This window comes from Nocardia sp. FDAARGOS_372, assembly GCF_002554515.1.
Lineage (GTDB): Bacteria > Actinomycetota > Actinomycetes > Mycobacteriales > Mycobacteriaceae > Nocardia > Nocardia farcinica.
Window position 1 is genome coordinate 3835096 of sequence record NZ_PDDW01000001.1, and the last position, 19491, is coordinate 3854586.

16 protein-coding genes, 3 pseudogenes and 1 other annotated feature are annotated in these 19491 nt (G+C 65.3%); of the genes and pseudogenes, 10 read left to right on the forward strand and 9 right to left on the reverse strand.

The window, feature by feature from the left end:
• Nucleotides 1–23: 23 nt before the first annotated feature.
• The 4 genes from CRM89_RS18365 to CRM89_RS31780 all read right to left on the reverse strand — a co-directional run bounded on the left by CRM89_RS18365 (nt 24) and on the right by CRM89_RS31780 (nt 2278).
• Nucleotides 24–719, reverse strand: coding sequence for an AAA family ATPase (locus CRM89_RS18365; protein ID WP_098087045.1), 696 nt, complete (start codon nt 717–719; stop codon nt 24–26).
• Nucleotides 720–738: 19 nt separating this feature from the next.
• Nucleotides 739–1080, reverse strand: a complete 342-nt coding sequence (locus CRM89_RS18370; RefSeq protein ID WP_194999906.1) for a hypothetical protein — start codon at nt 1078–1080, stop codon at nt 739–741.
• Between the two features lie 36 nt (nt 1081–1116).
• Nucleotides 1117–1740 carry an IS3 family transposase gene (locus tag CRM89_RS31775; protein ID WP_371391998.1) on the reverse strand — a complete coding sequence of 208 codons (624 nt, stop codon included), beginning with the start codon at nt 1738–1740 and terminating at the stop codon, nt 1117–1119.
• A 244-nt stretch (nt 1741–1984) separates the two neighbouring features.
• Nucleotides 1985–2278 carry a transposase gene (locus tag CRM89_RS31780; RefSeq protein ID WP_060595099.1) on the reverse strand — a complete coding sequence of 98 codons (294 nt, stop codon included), beginning with the start codon at nt 2276–2278 and terminating at the stop codon, nt 1985–1987.
• 105 nt (nt 2279–2383) lie between these two features.
• Here CRM89_RS31780 and CRM89_RS18380 point away from each other — a divergent pair, with 105 nt between their 5' ends.
• The 6 genes and pseudogenes from CRM89_RS18380 to CRM89_RS18410 all read left to right on the forward strand — a co-directional run bounded on the left by CRM89_RS18380 (nt 2384) and on the right by CRM89_RS18410 (nt 8954).
• A complete protein-coding gene (locus tag CRM89_RS18380; protein ID WP_098085331.1) occupies nt 2384–2584 on the forward strand; it encodes a hypothetical protein in 201 nt (66 codons plus the stop codon).
• 115 nt (nt 2585–2699) lie between these two features.
• Nucleotides 2700–4475 (forward strand): recombinase family protein, encoded by a 1776-nt coding sequence (locus tag CRM89_RS18385; protein ID WP_098085334.1) that lies wholly within the window; start codon nt 2700–2702, stop codon nt 4473–4475.
• A gap of 25 nt (nt 4476–4500) precedes the next feature.
• A protein-coding gene (locus CRM89_RS18390) for an IS5 family transposase (protein WP_098085337.1) occupies nt 4501–5309 on the forward strand; the annotation gives its coding sequence in 2 pieces (ribosomal slippage) (nt 4501–4848 and nt 4851–5309; 807 coding nt in all).
• Nucleotides 5310–6330: 1021 nt separating this feature from the next.
• Nucleotides 6331–6924 (forward strand): TetR/AcrR family transcriptional regulator, encoded by a 594-nt coding sequence (locus CRM89_RS18395; protein WP_043737852.1) that lies wholly within the window; start codon nt 6331–6333, stop codon nt 6922–6924.
• 183 nt (nt 6925–7107) lie between these two features.
• Nucleotides 7108–7901, forward strand: a pseudogene (locus CRM89_RS31785) (SMP-30/gluconolactonase/LRE family protein).
• 354 nt (nt 7902–8255) lie between these two features.
• Nucleotides 8256–8954: a nitroreductase gene (locus tag CRM89_RS18410; RefSeq protein ID WP_043737850.1), complete on the forward strand. Its 699-nt coding sequence runs from the start codon at nt 8256–8258 to the stop codon at nt 8952–8954.
• A gap of 262 nt (nt 8955–9216) precedes the next feature.
• On the opposite strand, the gene CRM89_RS18415 is transcribed toward CRM89_RS18410, so the two are convergent.
• Nucleotides 9217–10407: an IS110 family transposase gene (locus CRM89_RS18415; protein ID WP_043737874.1), complete on the reverse strand. Its 1191-nt coding sequence runs from the start codon at nt 10405–10407 to the stop codon at nt 9217–9219.
• A 232-nt stretch (nt 10408–10639) separates the two neighbouring features.
• On the opposite strand from CRM89_RS18415, the gene CRM89_RS18420 reads away from it, so the two are divergent.
• From CRM89_RS18420 to CRM89_RS30490, 3 genes and pseudogenes are all read left to right on the forward strand, one after another.
• Nucleotides 10640–11974 carry an NtaA/DmoA family FMN-dependent monooxygenase gene (locus tag CRM89_RS18420; protein ID WP_043737848.1) on the forward strand — a complete coding sequence of 445 codons (1335 nt, stop codon included), beginning with the start codon at nt 10640–10642 and terminating at the stop codon, nt 11972–11974.
• A 430-nt stretch (nt 11975–12404) separates the two neighbouring features.
• A pseudogene (locus CRM89_RS18425) lies at nt 12405–13747 on the forward strand (MFS transporter); the annotation flags it as partial.
• Nucleotides 13748–13772: 25 nt separating this feature from the next.
• Complete coding sequence (locus tag CRM89_RS30490) at nt 13773–14156, forward strand: hypothetical protein (protein WP_127516259.1); 384 nt, start codon at nt 13773–13775, stop codon at nt 14154–14156.
• A 29-nt stretch (nt 14157–14185) separates the two neighbouring features.
• On the opposite strand, the pseudogene CRM89_RS18435 reads toward CRM89_RS30490, so the two are convergent.
• The 4 genes and pseudogenes from CRM89_RS18435 to CRM89_RS18450 all read right to left on the reverse strand — a co-directional run bounded on the left by CRM89_RS18435 (nt 14186) and on the right by CRM89_RS18450 (nt 18381).
• A pseudogene (locus tag CRM89_RS18435) lies at nt 14186–15432 on the reverse strand (IS3 family transposase).
• Nucleotides 15020–15151: a sequence feature (AL1L pseudoknot), on the reverse strand. Its footprint overlaps the pseudogene before it by 132 nt.
• A gap of 167 nt (nt 15433–15599) precedes the next feature.
• The gene (locus tag CRM89_RS18440) at nt 15600–16640 is read right to left on the reverse strand and encodes a BtrH N-terminal domain-containing protein (RefSeq protein ID WP_043737843.1); all 1041 of its coding nucleotides are present in this window, start codon (nt 16638–16640) and stop codon (nt 15600–15602) included.
• Nucleotides 16634–17746, reverse strand: coding sequence for a cytochrome P450 (locus CRM89_RS18445; RefSeq protein WP_253805096.1), 1113 nt, complete (start codon nt 17744–17746; stop codon nt 16634–16636). The genes CRM89_RS18440 and CRM89_RS18445 overlap by 7 nt, the downstream gene beginning before the upstream one ends.
• 104 nt (nt 17747–17850) lie before the next feature.
• Entirely contained in the window at nt 17851–18381 is a 531-nt protein-coding gene (locus CRM89_RS18450) for a PaaI family thioesterase (RefSeq protein ID WP_048833156.1), read from the reverse strand.
• A 220-nt stretch (nt 18382–18601) separates the two neighbouring features.
• Between CRM89_RS18450 and CRM89_RS18455 the strand changes: the two genes are divergently transcribed.
• Nucleotides 18602–19258, forward strand: coding sequence for a TetR/AcrR family transcriptional regulator (locus tag CRM89_RS18455; protein WP_171048474.1), 657 nt, complete (start codon nt 18602–18604; stop codon nt 19256–19258).
• Nucleotides 19259–19491 lie beyond the last annotated feature (233 nt).

Genomic DNA, 19491 nt, shown 5'->3' on the forward strand with positions numbered 1-19491 from the left:
CCTCGTGATGACTGTTGGCGGGGTCAGATGGCGAGCTGGAGGCGGTCGGCGAGCGCTTCGGCAGCGGTCTTGAAGACCGCGTCGCGGTCCATGTCGGTCACGTCCATCGACAGCCATCCGCCGCGCTGCTCGTGCTCGCGCAGCTTCGCGAGAACGGTGTCCTGGTAGCGGATGAAGTCCTCGTCCGCGCCGCCGGAGTGGCCGGTTTCCAGGGAGCTGAATTCGCCCTTGCGGGCGAGCGCGTCGCGGGCGCTGATGCGCAGGAAGAACACCAGGTCGGGTTCGGTGAGGTGGGCGAAGACCTGCTCGGCCAGGCTGGTGGAGACGTCGGGATTCACCGCGTAGCGAGCGAGGATCTTGTGGTGGGCGTTGTCGAGGATCACGTGGGTTCCGGCGGCGAGGGCGGGCTGGATGACGAGTTTGTCCTGGAGGGTGTACCAGGCGGCCAGCGCCAGCAGCCAGTAGTGATCGCCGCACGCCTGGGCGACGCGCGCGTCGCGGCGATAGACCAATGCGTTGAGCCTGTCGACGTAGGCGGACAACTCGGCGTCCATCGGGACTTCGGTGCTGTGCTTGCCGATCAGGATCGTTTCGTGGCCGGCCTCGTTGAGCGCTTGGTGCAGGCGGGTGGCGAGGGTGGACTTGCCCGCGCCGTCGATGCCGACGACCGTGATCTCGCGCCCGCGCGCAGGGTTGAAAAGTGGTGCTGCGTTCGTCATGTTGGTGCGCTCCAAGGGATCAGATCGGCCGGGCGGCCAGTCGGTTGGCGACGATGTCTTGAATCTGTCTAATTAGGACGGTGCGCCGCCGGACAACGTCGCTGTGACGCTCGTTGGACAAGTCCGCGGGGTAGTGGCGAGCAAGGTTGTTGGAAATGACATGCAGGTAGCCGAAATCGATCCCGGCGTCGCGTGCTGCAACTCCCATAGGGCCGATCTCGGGATCGACGAATGCGTGCTCGGCGTGCTCGGTCAGCCAGTCCCTGTTCTCCAGCAGGATCGAGGGTGACGTGACGTGGATGCCGGTGTGCACGCCTGGTTGGGCGGTGGCGAAGTCGCCGAAGAAGTCAGGCCACGCCACGAGGGGGACTGATGCAGGATTCGGTGACAGGTTCGGTCACGCGGCCTGACTGGCCGGTGGGGTCATGATTACTTCGTATTCGACGGGCGTCAAACGCCCGAGGCCGGTCTGCCGGCGCCGCCGGTGGTAGGTGCGTTCGATCCAGGTGACGATCGCGATGCGCAACTCCTCACGCGTGGACCAGGATCGGCGGTCCAGGACGTTGCGCTGCAAGAGCGCGAAGAAGCTTTCCATCGCGGCGTTGTCACCGGCCGCGCCTACCCTGCCCATCGACCCTGTCATGCCGTGACGAGTCAAGGCGTGCACGAACTTCCGGCTTCGAAATTGCGACCCGCGGTCGCTGTGAAGCACACATCCGGCAACGTCGCCGCGCCGGGCGACAGCATTGTTGAGTGCCCGGACCGCAAGCACCGACTTCATGCGGGAGTCGATGGAATACCCGACGATCCGGTTGGAGAACACGTCCTTCACTGCGCAGATGTAGAGCTTGCCCTCACCGGTCCAATGTTCGGAAATGTCCGATAGCCACAGCTGGTTCGGGCATCGGCGGTGAAGTTGCGGCGGACCAGGTCCTCGTGCACCGGCGGGCCCGGTCTGCCCTTCCCGCCGCGCTTCTTGCCGAACACGCTCCACCAACCTCGTGCCGAGCAGATCCGCCACGCGGTGCGATCGGCCATCGGCTCGCCCGCGGCCCGAGCCTCGTCAGCGAGAAACCGGTACCCGAACTCCGGATCGTCACGGTGAGCATCGAACAGCGCGTTCGCTCGATACGCCTCGTCGAGTTCGGCAGTCGTAACCGGTTCGGCGAGCCACCGGTAGTAGGGCTGGCGGGCCAGCCCCAACACCCGGCACGTCACCGCGACGGGAATCCCGTCGTCGGCCAGCTCACGGACGAGCGGGTAGGTCATTTTCCCGGCAGATTCGCCTGCGCAAAATAGGCGGCGGCTCGTTTGAGAACCTCGTTCTCCTGCTCCAGCAGCCGAATCCGGCGCCTGGCTTCCCGAAGCTCCGCCGCCTCGCTTGAGGTCATGCCCGGTTTCACACCATCGTCGACATCGGTTTGCCGCATCCATTTCGACAGCGTCATCGGGTGGATCCCGAAATCCGCGGCGACCTGCTCCAACGTCACCCCGTCATCACGGTTGCGAGCCACCCGGACGACATCGTCACGGAACTCGCGGGGATAAGGCTTGGGCACAGCGACATCCTTCCAGCCCACCCGAAGGCAAGCCACATCAGGTGTCACCTACCCCTGCAGCAGCCCCTCCAGCCGTCGGATGCCCCTGCGCCCACCACCCGCGCGGTGATCTACACGCGCGTGGCCTCGCTCGGACGGGCCGAGACCGACCACAGCGTCACGGCCCAGCGTGCGGCATGCCTGCGCAAGGCCAGGGAACTGGGCGTCTGGCTCATCGACGAGTACGTCGACCCAAACGCTCGACTCTGGCGACGGCCGAAACGCCAACTGTTCCGACGCATGCTCGCGCGGTTCCGCAGCCGGTGAGAAACAGCAACCCGGCCACGAATTCGCCGCTCGCCGGAAGCGCGCGATCCAGCCGCCAGGACCCACTCGCCGGCTGCACGGTCCCCCGTCCAAGCCGTCCTCAGAAGGAGGTGTCATGACCAGCGCTTATGCCGACTTCATCGACGAACTGCAGCAGGATGTCACCATCCCCATCCAGCCGCCGACGGACGACCTTGCCCCCGGCACTCGCGCAGTGATCTACCTGCGCGTGTCCTCGACCGGGCAAGTCCGGACCGACTACAACCCGGAAGGCATATCCATTCCGGCCCAACGGGAAGCGTGCCTTCGCAAGGCGCGAGACCTCGGCGTCACGGTCATCGACGAGTACGTCGAACCCGGACGTTCGGGAACGGAGATGACCAAACGCGAAGCATTCCAACAGATGCTGGCGCGGGTCCGCAGCCAGGGCGACGTCGACGTCATCATCATCTACCAGCTCTCGCGCATGGCACGGAACCGCTACGACGACGCGATCGTCATGGCAGACCTGCGCAAGCGCGGCGTCACCCTGGTCTCGGCCACCGAAGCCATCGACGACACCCCGGTCGGCCAGCTGATGCACGGCATCCTGGCCACCTTCAACGAATACCAATCCCGCCAGTCCGGTGCCGACATCGCCTACAAGATGGGCCAGAAGGCCCGCAACGGCGGCACCCTCGGCCGCGCGAAGCTCGGCTACCTCAACCACATCGACCACTCCGACGGCCGCGTGATCCGCACGATCATCGTCGACCCCGAACGAGCGCCCTTTGTCCAGCTGGGTTTCGAGCTCTTCGCCACCGGCGACTACACGCAAGAAGAGCTAGCTGACGAGCTCTACGACCGCGGCCTCCGCACCAGGGCCACCCGGCGACACCCAGCCAAGAAGATCTCCGAGAACAAGATTTCGCAAATGCTGCGCGATCGCTACTACCTCGGATACGTCGAGTACGACGGCGAAGAAATCCAAGGGCGACACGAGCCCCTCATCGACGAGGACCTCTTCGACACCGTCCAGGAGATCCTCGAATCGCGCATGACGGCACAAGAACGCCGTCGCGTCCACCACCACTACCTCAAGGGATCGCTCTTCTGTGGACGCTGCCAACGCGACGGCATCAAGCGGCGGATGATCATCCAACGGACCATCAACTCGAAGGGCGCGGAGTACCTGTACTTCTTCTGCCGCGGCCGGCAAAAGGGGCTGTGCCAAGCACCCCACGTCAACGTCACACTCGTCGAGGACGCGGTTGAGCGCCACTACTCCGCGATTCGCTTCAGCCAGCCGTTCATCGCTGACATGCGCGACCAGATCGATGCCGTGCTCGGCGAGCAGGAAAAGTCCGCACGCCTGCTGCGCAAGCAAATCACCACACAGCTCAAGGAACTCGACACGAAGGAGGAGAACTTGATCGACCTCGCCGCCGACAGCACGCTGCCTCGGACCAAGGTCAAGGAGAAGCTGCGCGACATCGCCCGCGAGCGCCGCCGGCTGGAGGAGCGCCTCGACACAGCCAACGCCGACCTCACCGACAGCGCCCAGCTCGTCAACGCCAGCCTTGCCCTCCTCGAACAGCCCGACCAGCCGTACCGACGCTGCAACGACCAACAGCGCCGCCTCCTCAACCAGGCGATCTTCCACGCCCTCTACATCGAGGACGACAAGATCACAGACGGTGAGCTCCGTGAACCCTTCGGCGAACTCCACGCCATCCAAGGTCAGCGGACCGCCGCACCCAACGCGGAGGACACAAACAAAAGGACCACCCGCAACGCGGGTGGTCCTTGCACGCCGTCAAGCGTCACGGTCCTACTTCGTGGCCTTCATTCAGGCACTTGTTCTAGTAAGACCCCTAGGGTGGAGCTAAGAGGACGTCTTACGTGGGTGTAATTCGTTGTCCGGCATGATGTGACCCGTGGTCGACAGGCTTGCTCAACGGCTGGTCCCGGATGCGTTGTGGGACATCGTGAAACCGCTGCTCCCCGAGTTCACGCCGAGACCTCAGGGCGGCGGGACAGCTCCGGCGGACGAGCGAGCGGTCTTCACTGCGGTGGTGTTCGTATTGACCAGCGGTTGCGCTTGGAGGCATCTGCCGCCGTCATTCGGTGTGAGCGTTCCGACCGCACATCGCCGGTTCATGGTGTGGGCTGATGCCGGGGTATTCGAGGCGTTGCATCGGGCGATCCTCGACCGGCTCGGCCTCGCCGGCGATCTCGATTGGAGCGCGGCGATCCTGGACGCGGCGAGTGTGCGAGCGAAAAAAGGGGATCGCTGACCGGCCGCAGCCCGGTCGACCGTGGCAAGAAAGGATCCAAGATCCACGTCATTTCGGACGCGAACGGGATACCGCTGGTCACCGGTGTTTCTGCCGGGAACACCCACGACTCGGTGATGCTCGCCCCGATGGTCGAATCGATTCCGCGGGTGCGCTCGCAGCGCGGCCCTCGTCGCGGCAAGCCCGCCAAACTGCGGGCGGACAAGGGTTACGACTTCGATGTCCATCGCCGGTGGCTGCGTGCTCGCGGGATCGTGCCTCGGATCGCTCGTCGTGGGATCGAGGATCCCACGAGGCTGGGTAAGCACCGTTGGAAGATCGAACGGACCATTGCATGGTTGACCGGATACCGGCGCTTGACGATCCGCTACGAACGACACGGCCGCCTCTTCGCAGCATTTCTACAACTCGCCGCAGCGCTGACCTGCTACAAGAAACTCACCACGTAAGACGTCCTCTAAGGGGACTCGAACCCCTGACCCCCACAAAGAGGTTCATAAGACTCATCGACCGGGCGCGGTATCGACGTTCGGCATCGACCCCAGCGACCGGTCCCTGCGATGGCAACGCAGACGGGCACACCAGCACGCGGCAATCCGGGCAATTACGTCCAGCCACAACAGAATACAGCGTCCCAGTGAGAAACTACCGCCGGGACCCTACCGCACGGGCCCCGGGGCGAACCAGCCGGAAGCTACCGCAACAACGAACACTCGCCCCTCGATGACCTGTCGTCAGACGTCAAGTCGACCCGTAAACCACACAGCGGCCGGCCGGCTACGCCCAAGACGACGCACGACACCTCAACAGACGGCCGACCAGGGAAAAGCTACACGACCGGCGATGCGCATTCGACTCCACGAGCATCGCCCTCCCCCGATAGACACCTGACGCCGACGCCACCTCGACAACGAAAGCGCGGGGTAACCGCGGGGCTTGCTCAAGTCTGCGCCCACCTTTGAGCCTGTGGGCCACACCTCGAGCAGCACTCGCCACCTACGCCCCGTTCCTGCGGCAGTTCTTCGAAATCCTTGCAGACCGCGCTGTACTTCTCGGAATCTCGTTCGGCCGCCCGGACCGTGACCACCCGGCCAACAGTTACCAACGCGTCGCGCCGAACTCGACCAGATCGTGCAGTGGTGAACCGCGTGAACTGCGGCTGCGTTGTCGATCGCCGCTTGTGGAGGCGGATTCGGTTGGCGGTGCGGACCGGTGTTCGTGCCGCCGACGATTGCGAGCACGGTGTCAGGAGCGGTCCGATTTTCCGCCGTAGCGGAGGCCAGAAGGTCGCGCCCATCGTCCAGCAGGAACAGTCCCTCGGACATAAGACAACCGTCCCCAGGGTCACGGTAAGACCTCGGTGACCGACCCACGAGTTGACCGGATGCCACCTCCGCTTTATGCTCGAATTTCATACGGAGGTCGCATCCGTTTTGAATGGCAGCAGTATCACCGGAGGTAGGAGGGCACATGAACGTCAGTGAGCAACGGGGGCGCAAGCCCCGCGCGGACGTCCAGCGCAACCGCGCGGCTCTGCTGGAGACCGCGCAGCGTCACTTCCTCCAGCATGGGGTCGGCACCTCCCTGGAGGCGGTGGCCAAGGAGGCGGGCGTCGGGCCCGGCACCCTGTACCGGCACTTCCCCACCCGGGAAGCGCTGCTGGCGGCCGTTCTGCAGACACGCTCCGAGGAGCTGGTGGCCCGCCGAGCGGACATCGAACAGTTGGGCGATGCCGGCGAGGCGTTGGAACTGTGGCTACGGGCAATGGAGGAGTACTTCAGCGCCTTCAGCGGGCTCCCGGACCCGCTCATGGCCGCGGCCCAGGAGCAGGACCCGGACAATCCGCTCACCATTCCTTGCGACATCTTCATCGCCGCCACCGACAAATACGTGGAAGCAGCCCAGAGCACGGGACAGGTACGCGCGTCGGTGCGTGGCTACGACCTGTTCCTCGCAGCCTGTTCCATTGCCTGGATCAAGGGCAACGGCGCCGACGAGGAATCACTCGACCGGCTCCGCACCCTCCTCGCGAGCGGCTACCGCCAGCGGGACGAGAAGGCGTAAAACGCCGGGCCCCGCGCTCAGGCTCGAGCCGCCGACGTCCGGGACCGCAGTTTTCATCAAGGAGGATTTATGAGTCATTCGCCAAGGGTTTGGCCCGCCGACGCTCGCCGCATTGTGGCGCAGGGTGATCTCGGCTACCTCGAGGGCGCCCGGTGGCACCGCGGGGCGCTCTGGTTCTCGGATATGACCCGGTGCAAGATCAGTCGCCTCTCCCCTGGCGAGCCACCCGAGGATATCGCCGATGTACCCGGGCGCCCCTCGGGTCTCGGGTTCGGCCCCGATGGGACACCGATGGTTGTTTCCATCGACGACGGACGGCTGCTGCGCGTGGGAAGTAGTGGGCTCGAGGAACTCGCCGATCTCGCGCCGGTCGCGTTCCATCCCAACGATATGGCAGTGGACCGGGAGGGCCGCGCATATATCGGCCCGCAGGGCTTTCCCTTCGGAACCGATCCCGTCGGCGTGAGTTTGATCATCCGCCATCCCGACGGCCGGATCGACACGGGCGGCGAGGACCTGATATTCCCAACGGCATCGCGATCTCCGGCGACGGGCGCACCCTGGTCGTCGCAGAATCGTTCCGGGCACCACGTACCAGGCTCACCGCGTTCACCGTGACCGACGACGGTGCGCTGACCGACCAGCGAGTGTTCGCCGAATTCGGGTCAACGGACACCGAGTCCATCGATGGCATCGGCATCGACAGTGAGGGTGCGGTGTGGGCGGCCTTCCCATGGATCGGTGAATTCCGGCGTGTCCGCGAAGGCGGCGAGGTCACCGACGTCATCCGGATCGAACCCGACGCCGCGTATCCCGACGGCGGCACATTCGCCGTGGACGCGATCCTCGGCGGACCGGAGATGCGGACCCTCTACCTGCTCATCTCGGATACAAGCCCCGAGCGCCTCGTCAACGGCTTCGATACCACGGGCCGGATCGAAGCCATCGAGGTCGAGGTGGCGGGAATCCGGGACTGACGGCAACGCATGCGTCGGCGCGATCGTCTCCGCGACAGCGTCCCGGAGCGTTTCGCGCCCTCCCGGCTACTGCCATCTCGCAGCCCATCGTGGAGATGAATCGCGCCCCGCCCGCCGCCGACCGACCCCGCTGGTACGTCACGTACACCCAACACGTCACATACACGAACACGAAGAGCGCGCAGTCCCCACACTTCGACCGGGTGGTCGTGCCGTGCCGCGGTCTGCAAGCAGCCTGCCGGTACCTGCAAAGTGCGTGCCACACCCGGCCCTTACGACGGCTGTCGCCTTGGAGCAGACAGCATTGTGCCCGGCCGCCCTGTCGGCGACTGCGCGCCTTGGAAAGGAAACGCCTTGTCCGGCACAGCGTCCCTCTTCACCGACCTCGTACGCTCCCGGCGCTCCCCCCGCAAGTTCCTGCCCGCCCCGCTTTCCCCGGCGGACATCCGCGGCGTGCTCGAAGACGCGCAGACGGCCCCTTCGAACAGCAATACCCAGCCGTGGACCGTGCATGTTGTCTCGGGCGCGGAGCGCGACGCGCTCGCCGAGGAACTGCTTCAGGCCGACACGGAGGGACGCACCTCCCCGGATTTCACCGATGGCTACGGCGACGGCATCTATCTCGAGCGGGCGCAGGCCCTGGCCGCGAGCTACTACGGATCCCTCGGCGTCGCGCGCACGGATCTCGAAGGCAGGAGGGCGGCGGTCCGCGAAAACCTGGAGTTCTTCGGGGCTCCCCATGTCGCTTTCCTGTTCATGCCAGCCCTGGGCGACGGGGTGCGGACGGCCGGTGACATCGGTATGTACGCGCAGAACTTCCTGCTCTCGCTGGCATCCCGGGGGTTCGCCGGTATTCCGCAGACCATGCTCGGGATCTATGCCGATACCGTCCGCGAGTTCCTGGATGTTCGTGAGGATCTCAAGCTGCTGTTCGGTATCTCCTTCGGCACGGCCGACCCTGCGGGGCCGGTGAATCCGTTCGGTAGGACACGCATCCTGCTCCAGCAGAGTGTGATCCTGCACGGCACTCCCGGCGTCCTCGAAGGTCAATAGTCCGTCAGCCCACAGATGCCCCCGGCGCGTGGATCCGGGCCGCCACACGGCCGGCCCGGATCCGGAGCCCGCGCTCACTTCGGTCCACACGCGCGGCATCCGTCTCGGGTTCCTCCCGCCGGCAGATCGCACCACTTGACAATTCGGAGGCTGCCTCCGTATTCTTGGGAGTCCACGGAGGCACCCTCCGTTTCCATTGCCTCGTTGGGAGGAGCTTCCCAATGAAGTTGTCAACCTCGGAAGTTGATTTCCGATGACGGGATCAGGCTGCCACCGCGACGGGTGGCAGCGGTTGGTAGGGCCGTTTCTCGCGGATGAGTGCCCACAGCACGTTGACGCGGCGGCGGACCAGGGCGAGGACGGCTTGGGTGTGTTTTTTGCCCTCGCCGCGTTTCCTGTCGTAGGTGCGCGATTCGGGGCTGCAGCTGATCGAGATCATCGCCGACTGGTAGAAGACACGGTTGAGTCCGCGGTGATATCGCTTGGGGCGGTGCAGGTTTCCGCGTATTCGACCGGAATCCCAGGCAGCGGGTGCGAGCCCGGCAAATCCGGCGAGTCGGTCCGGGGTCCCGAAGTAGTCCATGTCACCGCCGGTGGCAGCGAGGAATTCCGCGCCGAGCAAGGTGCCGATGCCGGGCAGGCTGATGATCACTTCGGCGAGTTCGTGGCGGTGAAATCGGCCCTCGATGAGCTTGTCGGCTTCTTTGATTCGCTCGTTGAGGGCCATCACCTCCTCGGCCAGCGCCGCGACCATCGACGCGGTCAGCGCTTCGCCGGGCAAGCGGGTGTGCTGGCGGGCCGCGGCCTCGATCGCTGCGGCGGCGACCTTGCCGGGATTTCTCACTTTTCTGGTCGACAACCAGGTTTCGAGTCGGGACGCACCTGTTCTGCGCAGAGCGGCAGGGGTTTGATAGCCGGTCAGCAGAGTCAGCGGTCCGACCAGGGTGAGGTTGTCGAACGCGCGGTCCAACGCGGGAAAGATCCCGCTGAGCAGGCCACGCAGCCGGTTGATCGCGCGGGTTCGGTCGGCCACCAGGTCAGCGCGGCGGGTGGTGAGCAGCTTCAGCTCGATGGTGACTTCGTCACCGGGGCGCAGCGGATGCAGATCGCGGCGCATCCGTGCTTGATCAGCGATGATCGCGGCGTCGCGGGCGTCGGTCTTGCCTTCGCCCCGGTAGCCGCCGGCGACCCGGTTCAGCGTTCGGCCGGGGATATACAGCAGCTGCTGATCGCGTTCGACCAGCAGCCCGATCAGCAGCGCCGCACCGCCATCGGGCAGGTCCACCGCCCAGACCGTGTCCTGGCCCAGCTCCCGAACCTCGTCGATGAGTTTTACCAGCTCGGGTTCATCGTTGGCTATTCGCCGCGACAGCAGTCGTTTGCCGTCGGTGTTGATGACCACGCAATGGTGGCCGGTCTTCCCGATGTCCACACCAGCCCAGATCTGGGCCATGCCCGCCTCCATCAGCTCGTTGGAACCTCACGCCACAGACGACCGCGCCGACGTTGCCCTACACAGCGATTCGCTCGCACATCCCAATATGCGGCCGGGTCGTCACGGGGAACCGGGCGGCCAAGCTCCTGGAGCCACACGCGGCACAACCATGTAAGCCACACCCGATTCCCCTGGGCCTCAGGGACTTTACGACCCGCCCCTACGACCTACTCAGAAAGGTAGGGCAACCATGACAAGCCGGCAGATGATCCTGGGCATGCAGTTCAGCGGCGGCTACGGGGCCGAGCCCGGGGCCTGGCGGCTGCCGGGTGCGAACCTGAACAGCTACACGGACATGGACCAGTTCGTCCGCTACGCGCAGGCCGCCGAACGCGGCAAGGTGCAACTGTTGTTCATTGCCGACACCCCGGTCCTGGATATGGACCTCACCCACCACGCACCGCGCCAGGCGATCGAGCCGCTGCTGCTGCTGACCGTCCTCGCGCGGGAGACCGAGCGGATCGGCCTGGTCACCACCGCCTCCACCACTTTCAACGAGCCCTACAACCTCGCCCGCCAGTTCAAGGCCTTGGATGTGATCAGCCACGGCCGAGCCGGCTGGAACGCGGTGACCACCTCCGATCCCGCTGCCGCGGCGAACTTCGGCAGCGAGGTCCCGCCGCGCGCGGAGAAGTACGAGCGCGCCCACGAGGTCATCCAGATCGTGCAGGCGTTGTGGGGCAGCTGGGAGAAGGACGCCTTGCTGCTCGACGTCGAGAACAAGCGTTACGCCGATATGGACAGGATCCGGCCGGTCAACCTGCGGGGCCGCCACGTCGCCTCCCGCGGCCCGCTGCCCATCCCCCCGTCCGAACAGGGTCAGCCGGTCATCTTCCAGGCGGGCGGCGGCGGTTACGGCCTCGAGATCGCGGGCCGCTACGCCAGTGGCGTGTACGCCAACCCGTACAGCATCGAGGATGCCCGGGCTCAGCGCCAGGCCCTGCGGGACGCCGCCGAGCGCGCCGGACGCGACCCGGACGAGGTGAAAATGCTCGCCGGCTTCATGCCGACCATCGCCGGCTCCCGCGCTGCCGCTCTGGAGCGACGACGCTTCCTGGACGAGGTCGTCGACCTGGACCAGCGCGTCCGTTATCTCGGGGCCATGATCGGCCTCCGGCTCGGCCCCGAACAACTCGACCAGCCGCTCACCGTGCAGCAGCTGGCCGCCGCGGTGCCCAGTCCGCGCGACCCGCGCTCCGGCCGCGCCCTGGAAGTGGCCCGGGAAGGCTGGACGCTGCGCGATGTCATCGCCCACGGTGTGATCGACTATCACCCCGTGGTCGCCGGTACCGCCACCGACGTGGCCGAGCACATGCAGGAGTGGTTCGAGGCCGGGGCCTGTGACGGCTTCTCGATCGCCCTCGACGCCTTCCACGACGGCTTCGACGCCTTCGTCGACCAGGTCGTCCCGATCCTGCAGGAACGTGGCCTGTTCCACGAGGACTACGAAGGATCCACCCTGCGCGAGAACCTCGGCGCCCACGCGCAATACGGCCTCGACCCGCGCCTCACCGAGCCGGCCTGAGCATGACCACCCCACCGGCGAGGCGGGCGCGGACGGCCCGTGGCCCCTCATCTACCCACGAGCGCTCCTTCGGTACGCACACCACGCGGGCCGCCTGACCACAGGACGCCACAGAACACATCTCCCGCGACCTTCATCGGGGCCGGCAGCAAGGAAACCAACCATGAAACGCTCATTCGCCCAATTTCCCGACGTCACTTCCGGCAGCGACCAGGCGCAGCACGGCGGACCATTCGCGCCGCCCCGGGAGGACCCCCGCATGGTTCACGCTCCGCTGGCCACCGACCATGGCACCTTCCGTAGTGACGAACCGCCCCAGGGCGCCGCCGCGGTGTCCACATCGGCCATATCGGCCTCCCCCGCCGCCACAACTCCCACAGCGAGCGGGCTCGTCCCCGTCCTCGCCTTCAGCGGCATCGTCGTCGCCGTCATGCAGACACTACTCGTCCCCGTCATCGCCGACCTCCCCCGACTGCTGGACACCACAACGTCCAACGCCGCCTGGGTGATCACCGCGACCCTGCTGTCCAGCGCCGTCGCCACTCCGGTCATGGGACGCCTCGGCGACCTCTACGGCAAGCGCCGCTTCGTCCTCGTCAGCCTCGCACTGATGGTGCTGGGGCTCGCTGATCTCCGGATTCACCTCCGACCTCGTGCCGATGGTCCTGGGCCGCGCCATACAGGGCTTCGCATTGGGCGCCATCCCGCTAGGCATCGGCATCATCCGGGACGAATTACCGCCCGAACGGCACGGATCGGCAATGGCGCCTGATAAGCAGCTCGCTCGGCGTCGGGGGCGCGCTCGCCATACCGCTGGCCGCGGTCGTCGCCCAGAACCTCGACTGGCACTGGCTGTTCTTCGGCGCCGCCACCCTCGGCGCGGCAGCCATGGCAACGATCTTCGCCGTCGTCCCCGAGAGCGCGCAGCGCGCCCCCGGCCGCTTCGACGTGATCGGCGCGCTCGGACTCGCCCTCGGCCTCGTCGCCCTGCTGCTGCCCATCTCCAAGGGCGCCGACTGGGGCTGGACAAGCACCACCACGCTCGGACTCTTCGCCGCCACCGTCGTGATCTTCGCGCTGTGGGTCCTCTTCGAACTGCGCACCGAGCACCCGCTGCTGAACCTGCGCACGGCGTCGCGCCGCCAGGTCCTCCTGACCAACCTGGCCGCGATCACCGCCGGCCTCGCGTTCTTCGCGGTGACACTCGTCCTGCCGCAACTACTGCAGCTTCCCGAGTCCACCGGGTACGGGTTGGGGATGTCCATGATCGTCACCGGCCTCTGCGCTGCCCATATGGGTCTCGCGATGATGATCGCCGCCCCGCTCGCCGCCCGGCTCTCGGCCGCGCGCGGGCCGAAGGTCACCCTGATGACAGGGCTCGCACTGCTCGCCGTCGCATATCTCGCGGGCACCATGCTGCTGGGTGCGGTGTGGCAGATCGTGATCGTCGCCGTCCTCGCGGGCAGCGGCGTCGGCACCGCCTACGCGGCAATGCCCGCCCTCATCCTCGGCGCCGTCGACCCGTCGGAATCGGGCGCGGCCAACGGACTGAACTCACTGATGCGCGCCATCGGCACGGCGATGTCCAGCGCCGTCGTCGGCGTGGTCCTCGCCGGCACGGCTCAACACGTAGAGAACACCGAGATACCCACGCTGGACGGCTTCCGCATCTCATTCCTGATCGCCGCGGGTGCAGCGCTCCTGAATCTCGTCCTGGCAGCACTTTCTCTCCCCCTGCCGCCGGCGAGGCCGGCAACCCATATCCCTCATAGTTCAGAGAAAGCAAGGTCTGTTCCTGATGCGCACCAAGAAGAAGTTTCTTATCGCGGCTGCGGCCGCCATCACAGTTGCGGCACTCGCCGGCAGTAACGTCGGATGCGCTGAAACGGCGGACGGTGCTGCCCGCAAGATCACCGGCACACTGCCCGACGGATCCACCTATCTGTTCGAGGTGCCGGCCAACTGGAACGGCACCGTGCTGCTCTTCTCCCATGGCTACAACCCCGGACCGTCGAACCCCGCCCAGAACGCCAACTCGGCCGAGGTGAGCAGCATACTGCTCGCTGACGGGTATGCCCTCGCCGGTGGGTCCTACCCCGGCCTCGGGTGGCAGACGCCCAACGCGCTGGGCGACCAGATCGCCACGTTCGACGAATTCGCCGCGCAGGTCGCGTCGCCTTGAACCGTCCTGGATGCGGTGGAGACCCTAGTTCAGGCCACCTCGGCCGAGATGGTCTGTTGATGGTAGAGGTGTTCGTATTCGACCGGTGGCCGGTATCCGATCGCGGAATGTAGCCGTTGGGTGTTGTACCAGTGCACCCATGATGCGGTTTCCCGTTCGAGCTCGGCCCGCCCCGAGAACGTGGTGTGCCGGTCGATCAACTCGGTTTTGTAGAGCCCGATCGCCGATTCCATGAGCGCGTTATCGAGCGCATCTCCCACGCTGCCTATGGATCCGGCGATTCCCGAATCCCGTAATGCCTCGGTGAAGGCCAGCGACGTATATTGCGACCCCGCATCGGAATGATGTATCAATCCTGTTGCGGTGAAACGGAAAGCGGTTCTACGGCGGGTGAACAACGCCTGTTCGAGCACCGAGATAACCAACGGTGTCGTCTTCGACGACATAACCCGCCAGCCCAAGATCCGTCGCGAATACACGTCCACGCAGAACGCGGTGTAACAGAACCCGGCCAGAGTCCAGCAGTAGGTGAAATCGGCAACCCGCCATTGATCTGGACGCATCGGCGTCGACCAGGCGCGCCCGATCAGGTCCGGATGCCGCGGCGTCGACGCGGGCCCGGGTTCGGTGGTTCTCGTGGTCCGTCACCCGCGCACAACCCCGTCTATCCCGGTCAGCCGCATCAGCCGCGCTACCTGGTCGCGGCCGATATTGTGACCGGCGCGGCGGGCGGTGTGCCAGAGTTTGCGCACCCCGTACAGGCCCCGATTCGCGCTCCACAGGTCGAACGACACGTTCGCGGTGTGAGCATCGGCCCAGGTGGCGTCGCTGATACCGCACTGTTTGGCGGCATAGTAGGTGGACGGGGCGATCTTGAGCCCGTGCTCGGTCAGCACGCGGCAGATCGGGTCAACCCCGAAGCAACCCTTGTGGTCGTCGATGTAGTCGACGATCACCGCAGTCGGCGGTCGACCTCCGCCGCCGCGAAAAACGCACTCGCTGTCCGCAAAAGCTCGTTCGCCCTGCGCAATTCGACTACTTCACGCCGCAGAGCCCTCAACTCCGCATACTCCGATTCCGCCGCGGCCGCCGGCCCGGTCTCGCCCTGCTCGGCGCGGGTGACCCAGTTCCGCAGAGTCGCCGGGTTGATATCCAGCAGCGCACCGACATGCCGGCGCGCACCGGCCATCGAGTCACCGTGCTCGCGGATCCGATCCTGATACATCCTCACCGCCCGAGCGCGGGTTTCCTCGTCGAACTTCCGTGGTGCCGCCATGGCTGACAGTCTCCCTTGCTAAATCAGGAGTCTCCAGCCAGTCCAGGACGGTTCACGTCGTCGGCCCGGTCCCGGGCCACCGCCTGGGGCTACCCCATCCCCCACAGGCGCACTTCACCACCGGTCTCGAAGCCGTAGCGGATGTACCTGTCTGCAGACAAGCTGGTTCAGAGTGAGTTGGCGGCGGCGGCGAGAAGATCTGCCAAGGTTTCCTCCAACTCTGGCAGCACGGCGGCATGCCGGGCTACCTGAACCGAGCGTCGCGATGGGGTTTCATCGGAGACGGCGATTTGGGCGAGCCTCGTCCAAGACTGTGCGGCCAGCCGTGCTGCGCGTGCGGCCGCGTGAACCTTCGGATTGCGCGTGTAATCGGCGAGATCGACGCACCCTTGAGCGATGAGGCGTCGAAACAGACCGCCTCCGGTACCCGCTTTTTCGATGAAGGCAGCGAGTGACCTGAGCACAGCCTCGAGGTCTTCGTCTCCGAAGATGTCGGGCCAACTGGAGACGTCTTCAGCGAAGCGGCGAACGCCGTCGAGCCCGGTGCCGGAGACACCGTTCGAGGCCGGCGCGGCAATCGAACTGGGGCCCCCATGTTTCAGGGTTGCCGCCGATTGTTCGAGCGCTGCGGCAGCCATGGACGGGAGGTCAGGCACGTCGGACGGCCAATCGACTATGTACGTGGCGTGGCGTGTGGGTGTCGGGAACCCCGTGGAGGCTCGTGCCCGTGCCAATGCGTCATACGACACCGTCTGGATCTCATCGCGGTCGTTGTCGACGATATACGCGTCGCGAGCCTCGTCATCATAGCCGACGATAACGATGTCGTGGCGGCTCATGCGCAGTCGTACCCGCAGGTATGGGAGTTCAGCGATGTCGGCCCAGACCATGACGGGCCGTCCGGAGTCCAGTTCGGTCCTCACCCATTTCCAACCGAGGTCGGGATCCTCGGTCTGACGTAGTTCGGTCTTCGCACCGAGGCGCCTCAACAGGTCGACCTCCAAATCCCCACCACGCCCCACCAGGTATATCGGAGGATTGATCGCATCGGCGCGCAGGTAAGCGAAATCGAGTGCGCCGCCGAGTGTGAACACGAGTCCTTCGCTCAGCTCGCCGTCCCAGCCAAGCCCGGCCCAGGACATAAGATCGCGCAACGCACCCGAACCACAATGGCCGCCCTTCAGGTGCGGGTAAGGCTGGATCAGCATCCGGTGACCACCTTCAGACTCGACAGCCCGCGAAAGGACAACCCCGTACGCCAGCGAGGTTGTTCGACGAGCCTAAGACCGGGAAAACGCGCCGTGAGGAGTGGGAACAGTACGGCTCCTTCGAGCCGCGCCAACGGCGCGCCAAGACAAAAGTGAATGCCGGCACCGAACGATAGCGGCGGGGTCCCGGTTCGGGTGATATCGAGGCTATCGGGGTCGCAGAATCGGTCCGGGTCTCGGTTGGCCGCCCCGAGCAAGGTCAATACAACCTGGCCAGGATCCAGGTCGACTCCTGCCACCCGTGTTGGCTCGAGCACCGTGCGCCCATTGGTCTGGACCGGCGAGTCGTAACGCAACAATTCTTCGACGGCGTTGCTCGCCAGATCGGGCCTGGCCCGCAATAGGTCCATTTGGCTGGGATGGGCGAGCAGTGCAGCAACGCCGTTACCGATGAGGTTTGTGGTGGTTTCGAACCCTGCCGCGAACAACAGTATCGCGGTGCCAACGCATTCGTCGTCGTCCAAGACGTCGTCGCCATGCGCCACGGCGAGACGGCTGAGCAGGTCGTCGTCCGGGTGGGCGCGTTTGGCCGCCAGGAGGTCTGTGAAGTACGTTGCGAGTTGGTCTTCCGCTTCACACGCGGCAGTCAGCGCCGCGGCGTCCGCGCTGGGCTCGAGCGAGGCGACCAGGGCGCGTACCAGAGGAGCGGCCACGGCTCGATCGGTCACTGGCACTCCAAGAAGATCGCCTATTACATTCACGGGCAGCGGGAGGGCGAGATCGCTGATGATATCGGCGGAACCCTGGTCCTCGATGACATCGATCAGATCACGGATCTGCGTGACAACGCGGCCTCGCAACTCGTCGATGTGCCGAGGGGTGAAAACGTCAGCGACCAGCCGACGCAGCCGGTGGTGGTCAGGCGGGTTGCGGAACAGCATGGTGCGCCGGAATCGATGCATAGCCTGACGTTGCAACTCTTCGGGAATCTCCGACAAGCCGAATCCCAGCGACTCGTCGGCCTTGCCGAGGCTACGGTTACGGAGCGCAGCTGCGCAGTCGTCGTAGCGACTCAGTACCAGGGCCCCCGATCGCGTGACAAGCACGGGCTGAGTCTCGCGCAAGCGTCGGAACGCCTCGTAGGGGCCGGCTGAGCCGTGATCGGTCAGCAAGACGTCGAGGAGTAGTTCCCTCTCAGTTGGTCCAGCAGTCACGCCTGCCTCCGAGCCTTCGCCCGCGACTGCAGGAAGTGTTCGGCCTCGACCACGATGAACACGGCGGTTGCCGTAGTGACCGAGCGCCCTTCTAGATCCTCCATCCTGGCCGCGAGATTCAACTTACGGCCATGCCGCGACCGTACCTCGGCGTGCAGCGTGTAGGGGGTATCGAGCAGTACCGGGGCGAGATAATCCATGTCGAGATTCCGGGTCACGGCGAGTTCGCCGACCGTGTACAGCAAGAAGCCGAACAGGTCGTCGATGACGGTCGCCACCGCGCCACCGTGCGCGATCCCCGGCGCTCCGACATGACGCTGGTCGAAAAGATGGTGAGCAACGACGCCGCCCTCGCAACGCCGCACCGATAGGGAATGTCCGTGCGGGTTGGCCGGCCCACAACCAAGACAGTCGGGATGGTGCGGCGGCAACTCTGGCGATCCGGATTCCAGGAGCCGGAACGAGCGCACCCAGTCCTCCACGCCTGGGTCAGACAACCTACTGACCGCATCCGAAGCCTTGTCCATGGCCAGACCTCTCTGTCGACTAACGCGCGCCCAACATCAGACTCGAGCAGGACCGCGATACAACTACATTGGAGACAATCAGAACCATTTTGTCAACAATTGATCAGATCTCCGCTGCTTGTCGCGCATAGCTCGCGATCAAGCAACGCGCGGACATGACGAAGTGTCCGGGAGTTTGTCCACTCATGAACAAAACCCACGTTCTGTTACCATCCGAGGGGTGGTGGAAGAATCGGTGAGGCTGTCGTTCAGGCGACACCTCCGCGAGGCAGCAATCCGCGCCGCCCGCGCCCTGACGGTCGAGAAGGGCTGGGAACGTGTACGATTCGGCGAGGTAGCCGGTCTGATCGGAGTATCACGCGCCACGCTGTATCGAGAGTTCGGCGACAAGCAAGGGCTTGGAGATGCACTCGTTCTGCACGAAGCGGAGCAATTCCTGACCGGGATCGAGGATTTGCTTGCTTCCAACCGCAGCGCGTTGCCTGAATCGATCCGAGCGATAGTTCGCTACACGCTCGACGAGGCTGCAACCAGCCCCTTACTCAAAGCCGTCCTGACTACACCCGGTAGCGGCCCGCGCGATGAAACCGGCGTCCTCCCCCTGTTGACAACCTCTGCCTCCATGCTTCAACTCGCGTCCGAGCGACTGGTCACCGCGTTCCTCCACCACTACCCCACCATCGACGCCAATGACGTGGCCGACGCAGTCGATGCGCTCATTCGATTGACGATCAGCCATCTCGTACTACCGGCCAGCGACAGCGCCGAAACGGCACGCCGGATCTCCGAGATTGCCCTACGTTATCTCGGGGTGGGCTCTGCGGGTCTCAGACCAGATGCCTCAGCTGCATGCCACAACGCGGTACCGAGCCATTGAAGCAGCGGTACCCTCGTTTCCCCTGATTCCACAGCAGCTGGTTCAACGACAAGTAGGCGGCGACGTTCTCGAAACGTAGCTCGGACTCGGCCGGAGGAACGTCGAGCGCGAAGTGGTCGCCAGCGGTTGCGGGCGGTCTGAACCAAGTTCGCGTCGGATCCATCGATTCGGGTCCGCAGGTTCGCACGAAAGCAATCCCGAAAAATGACACATGAGCTGTCATGCACAAGCCG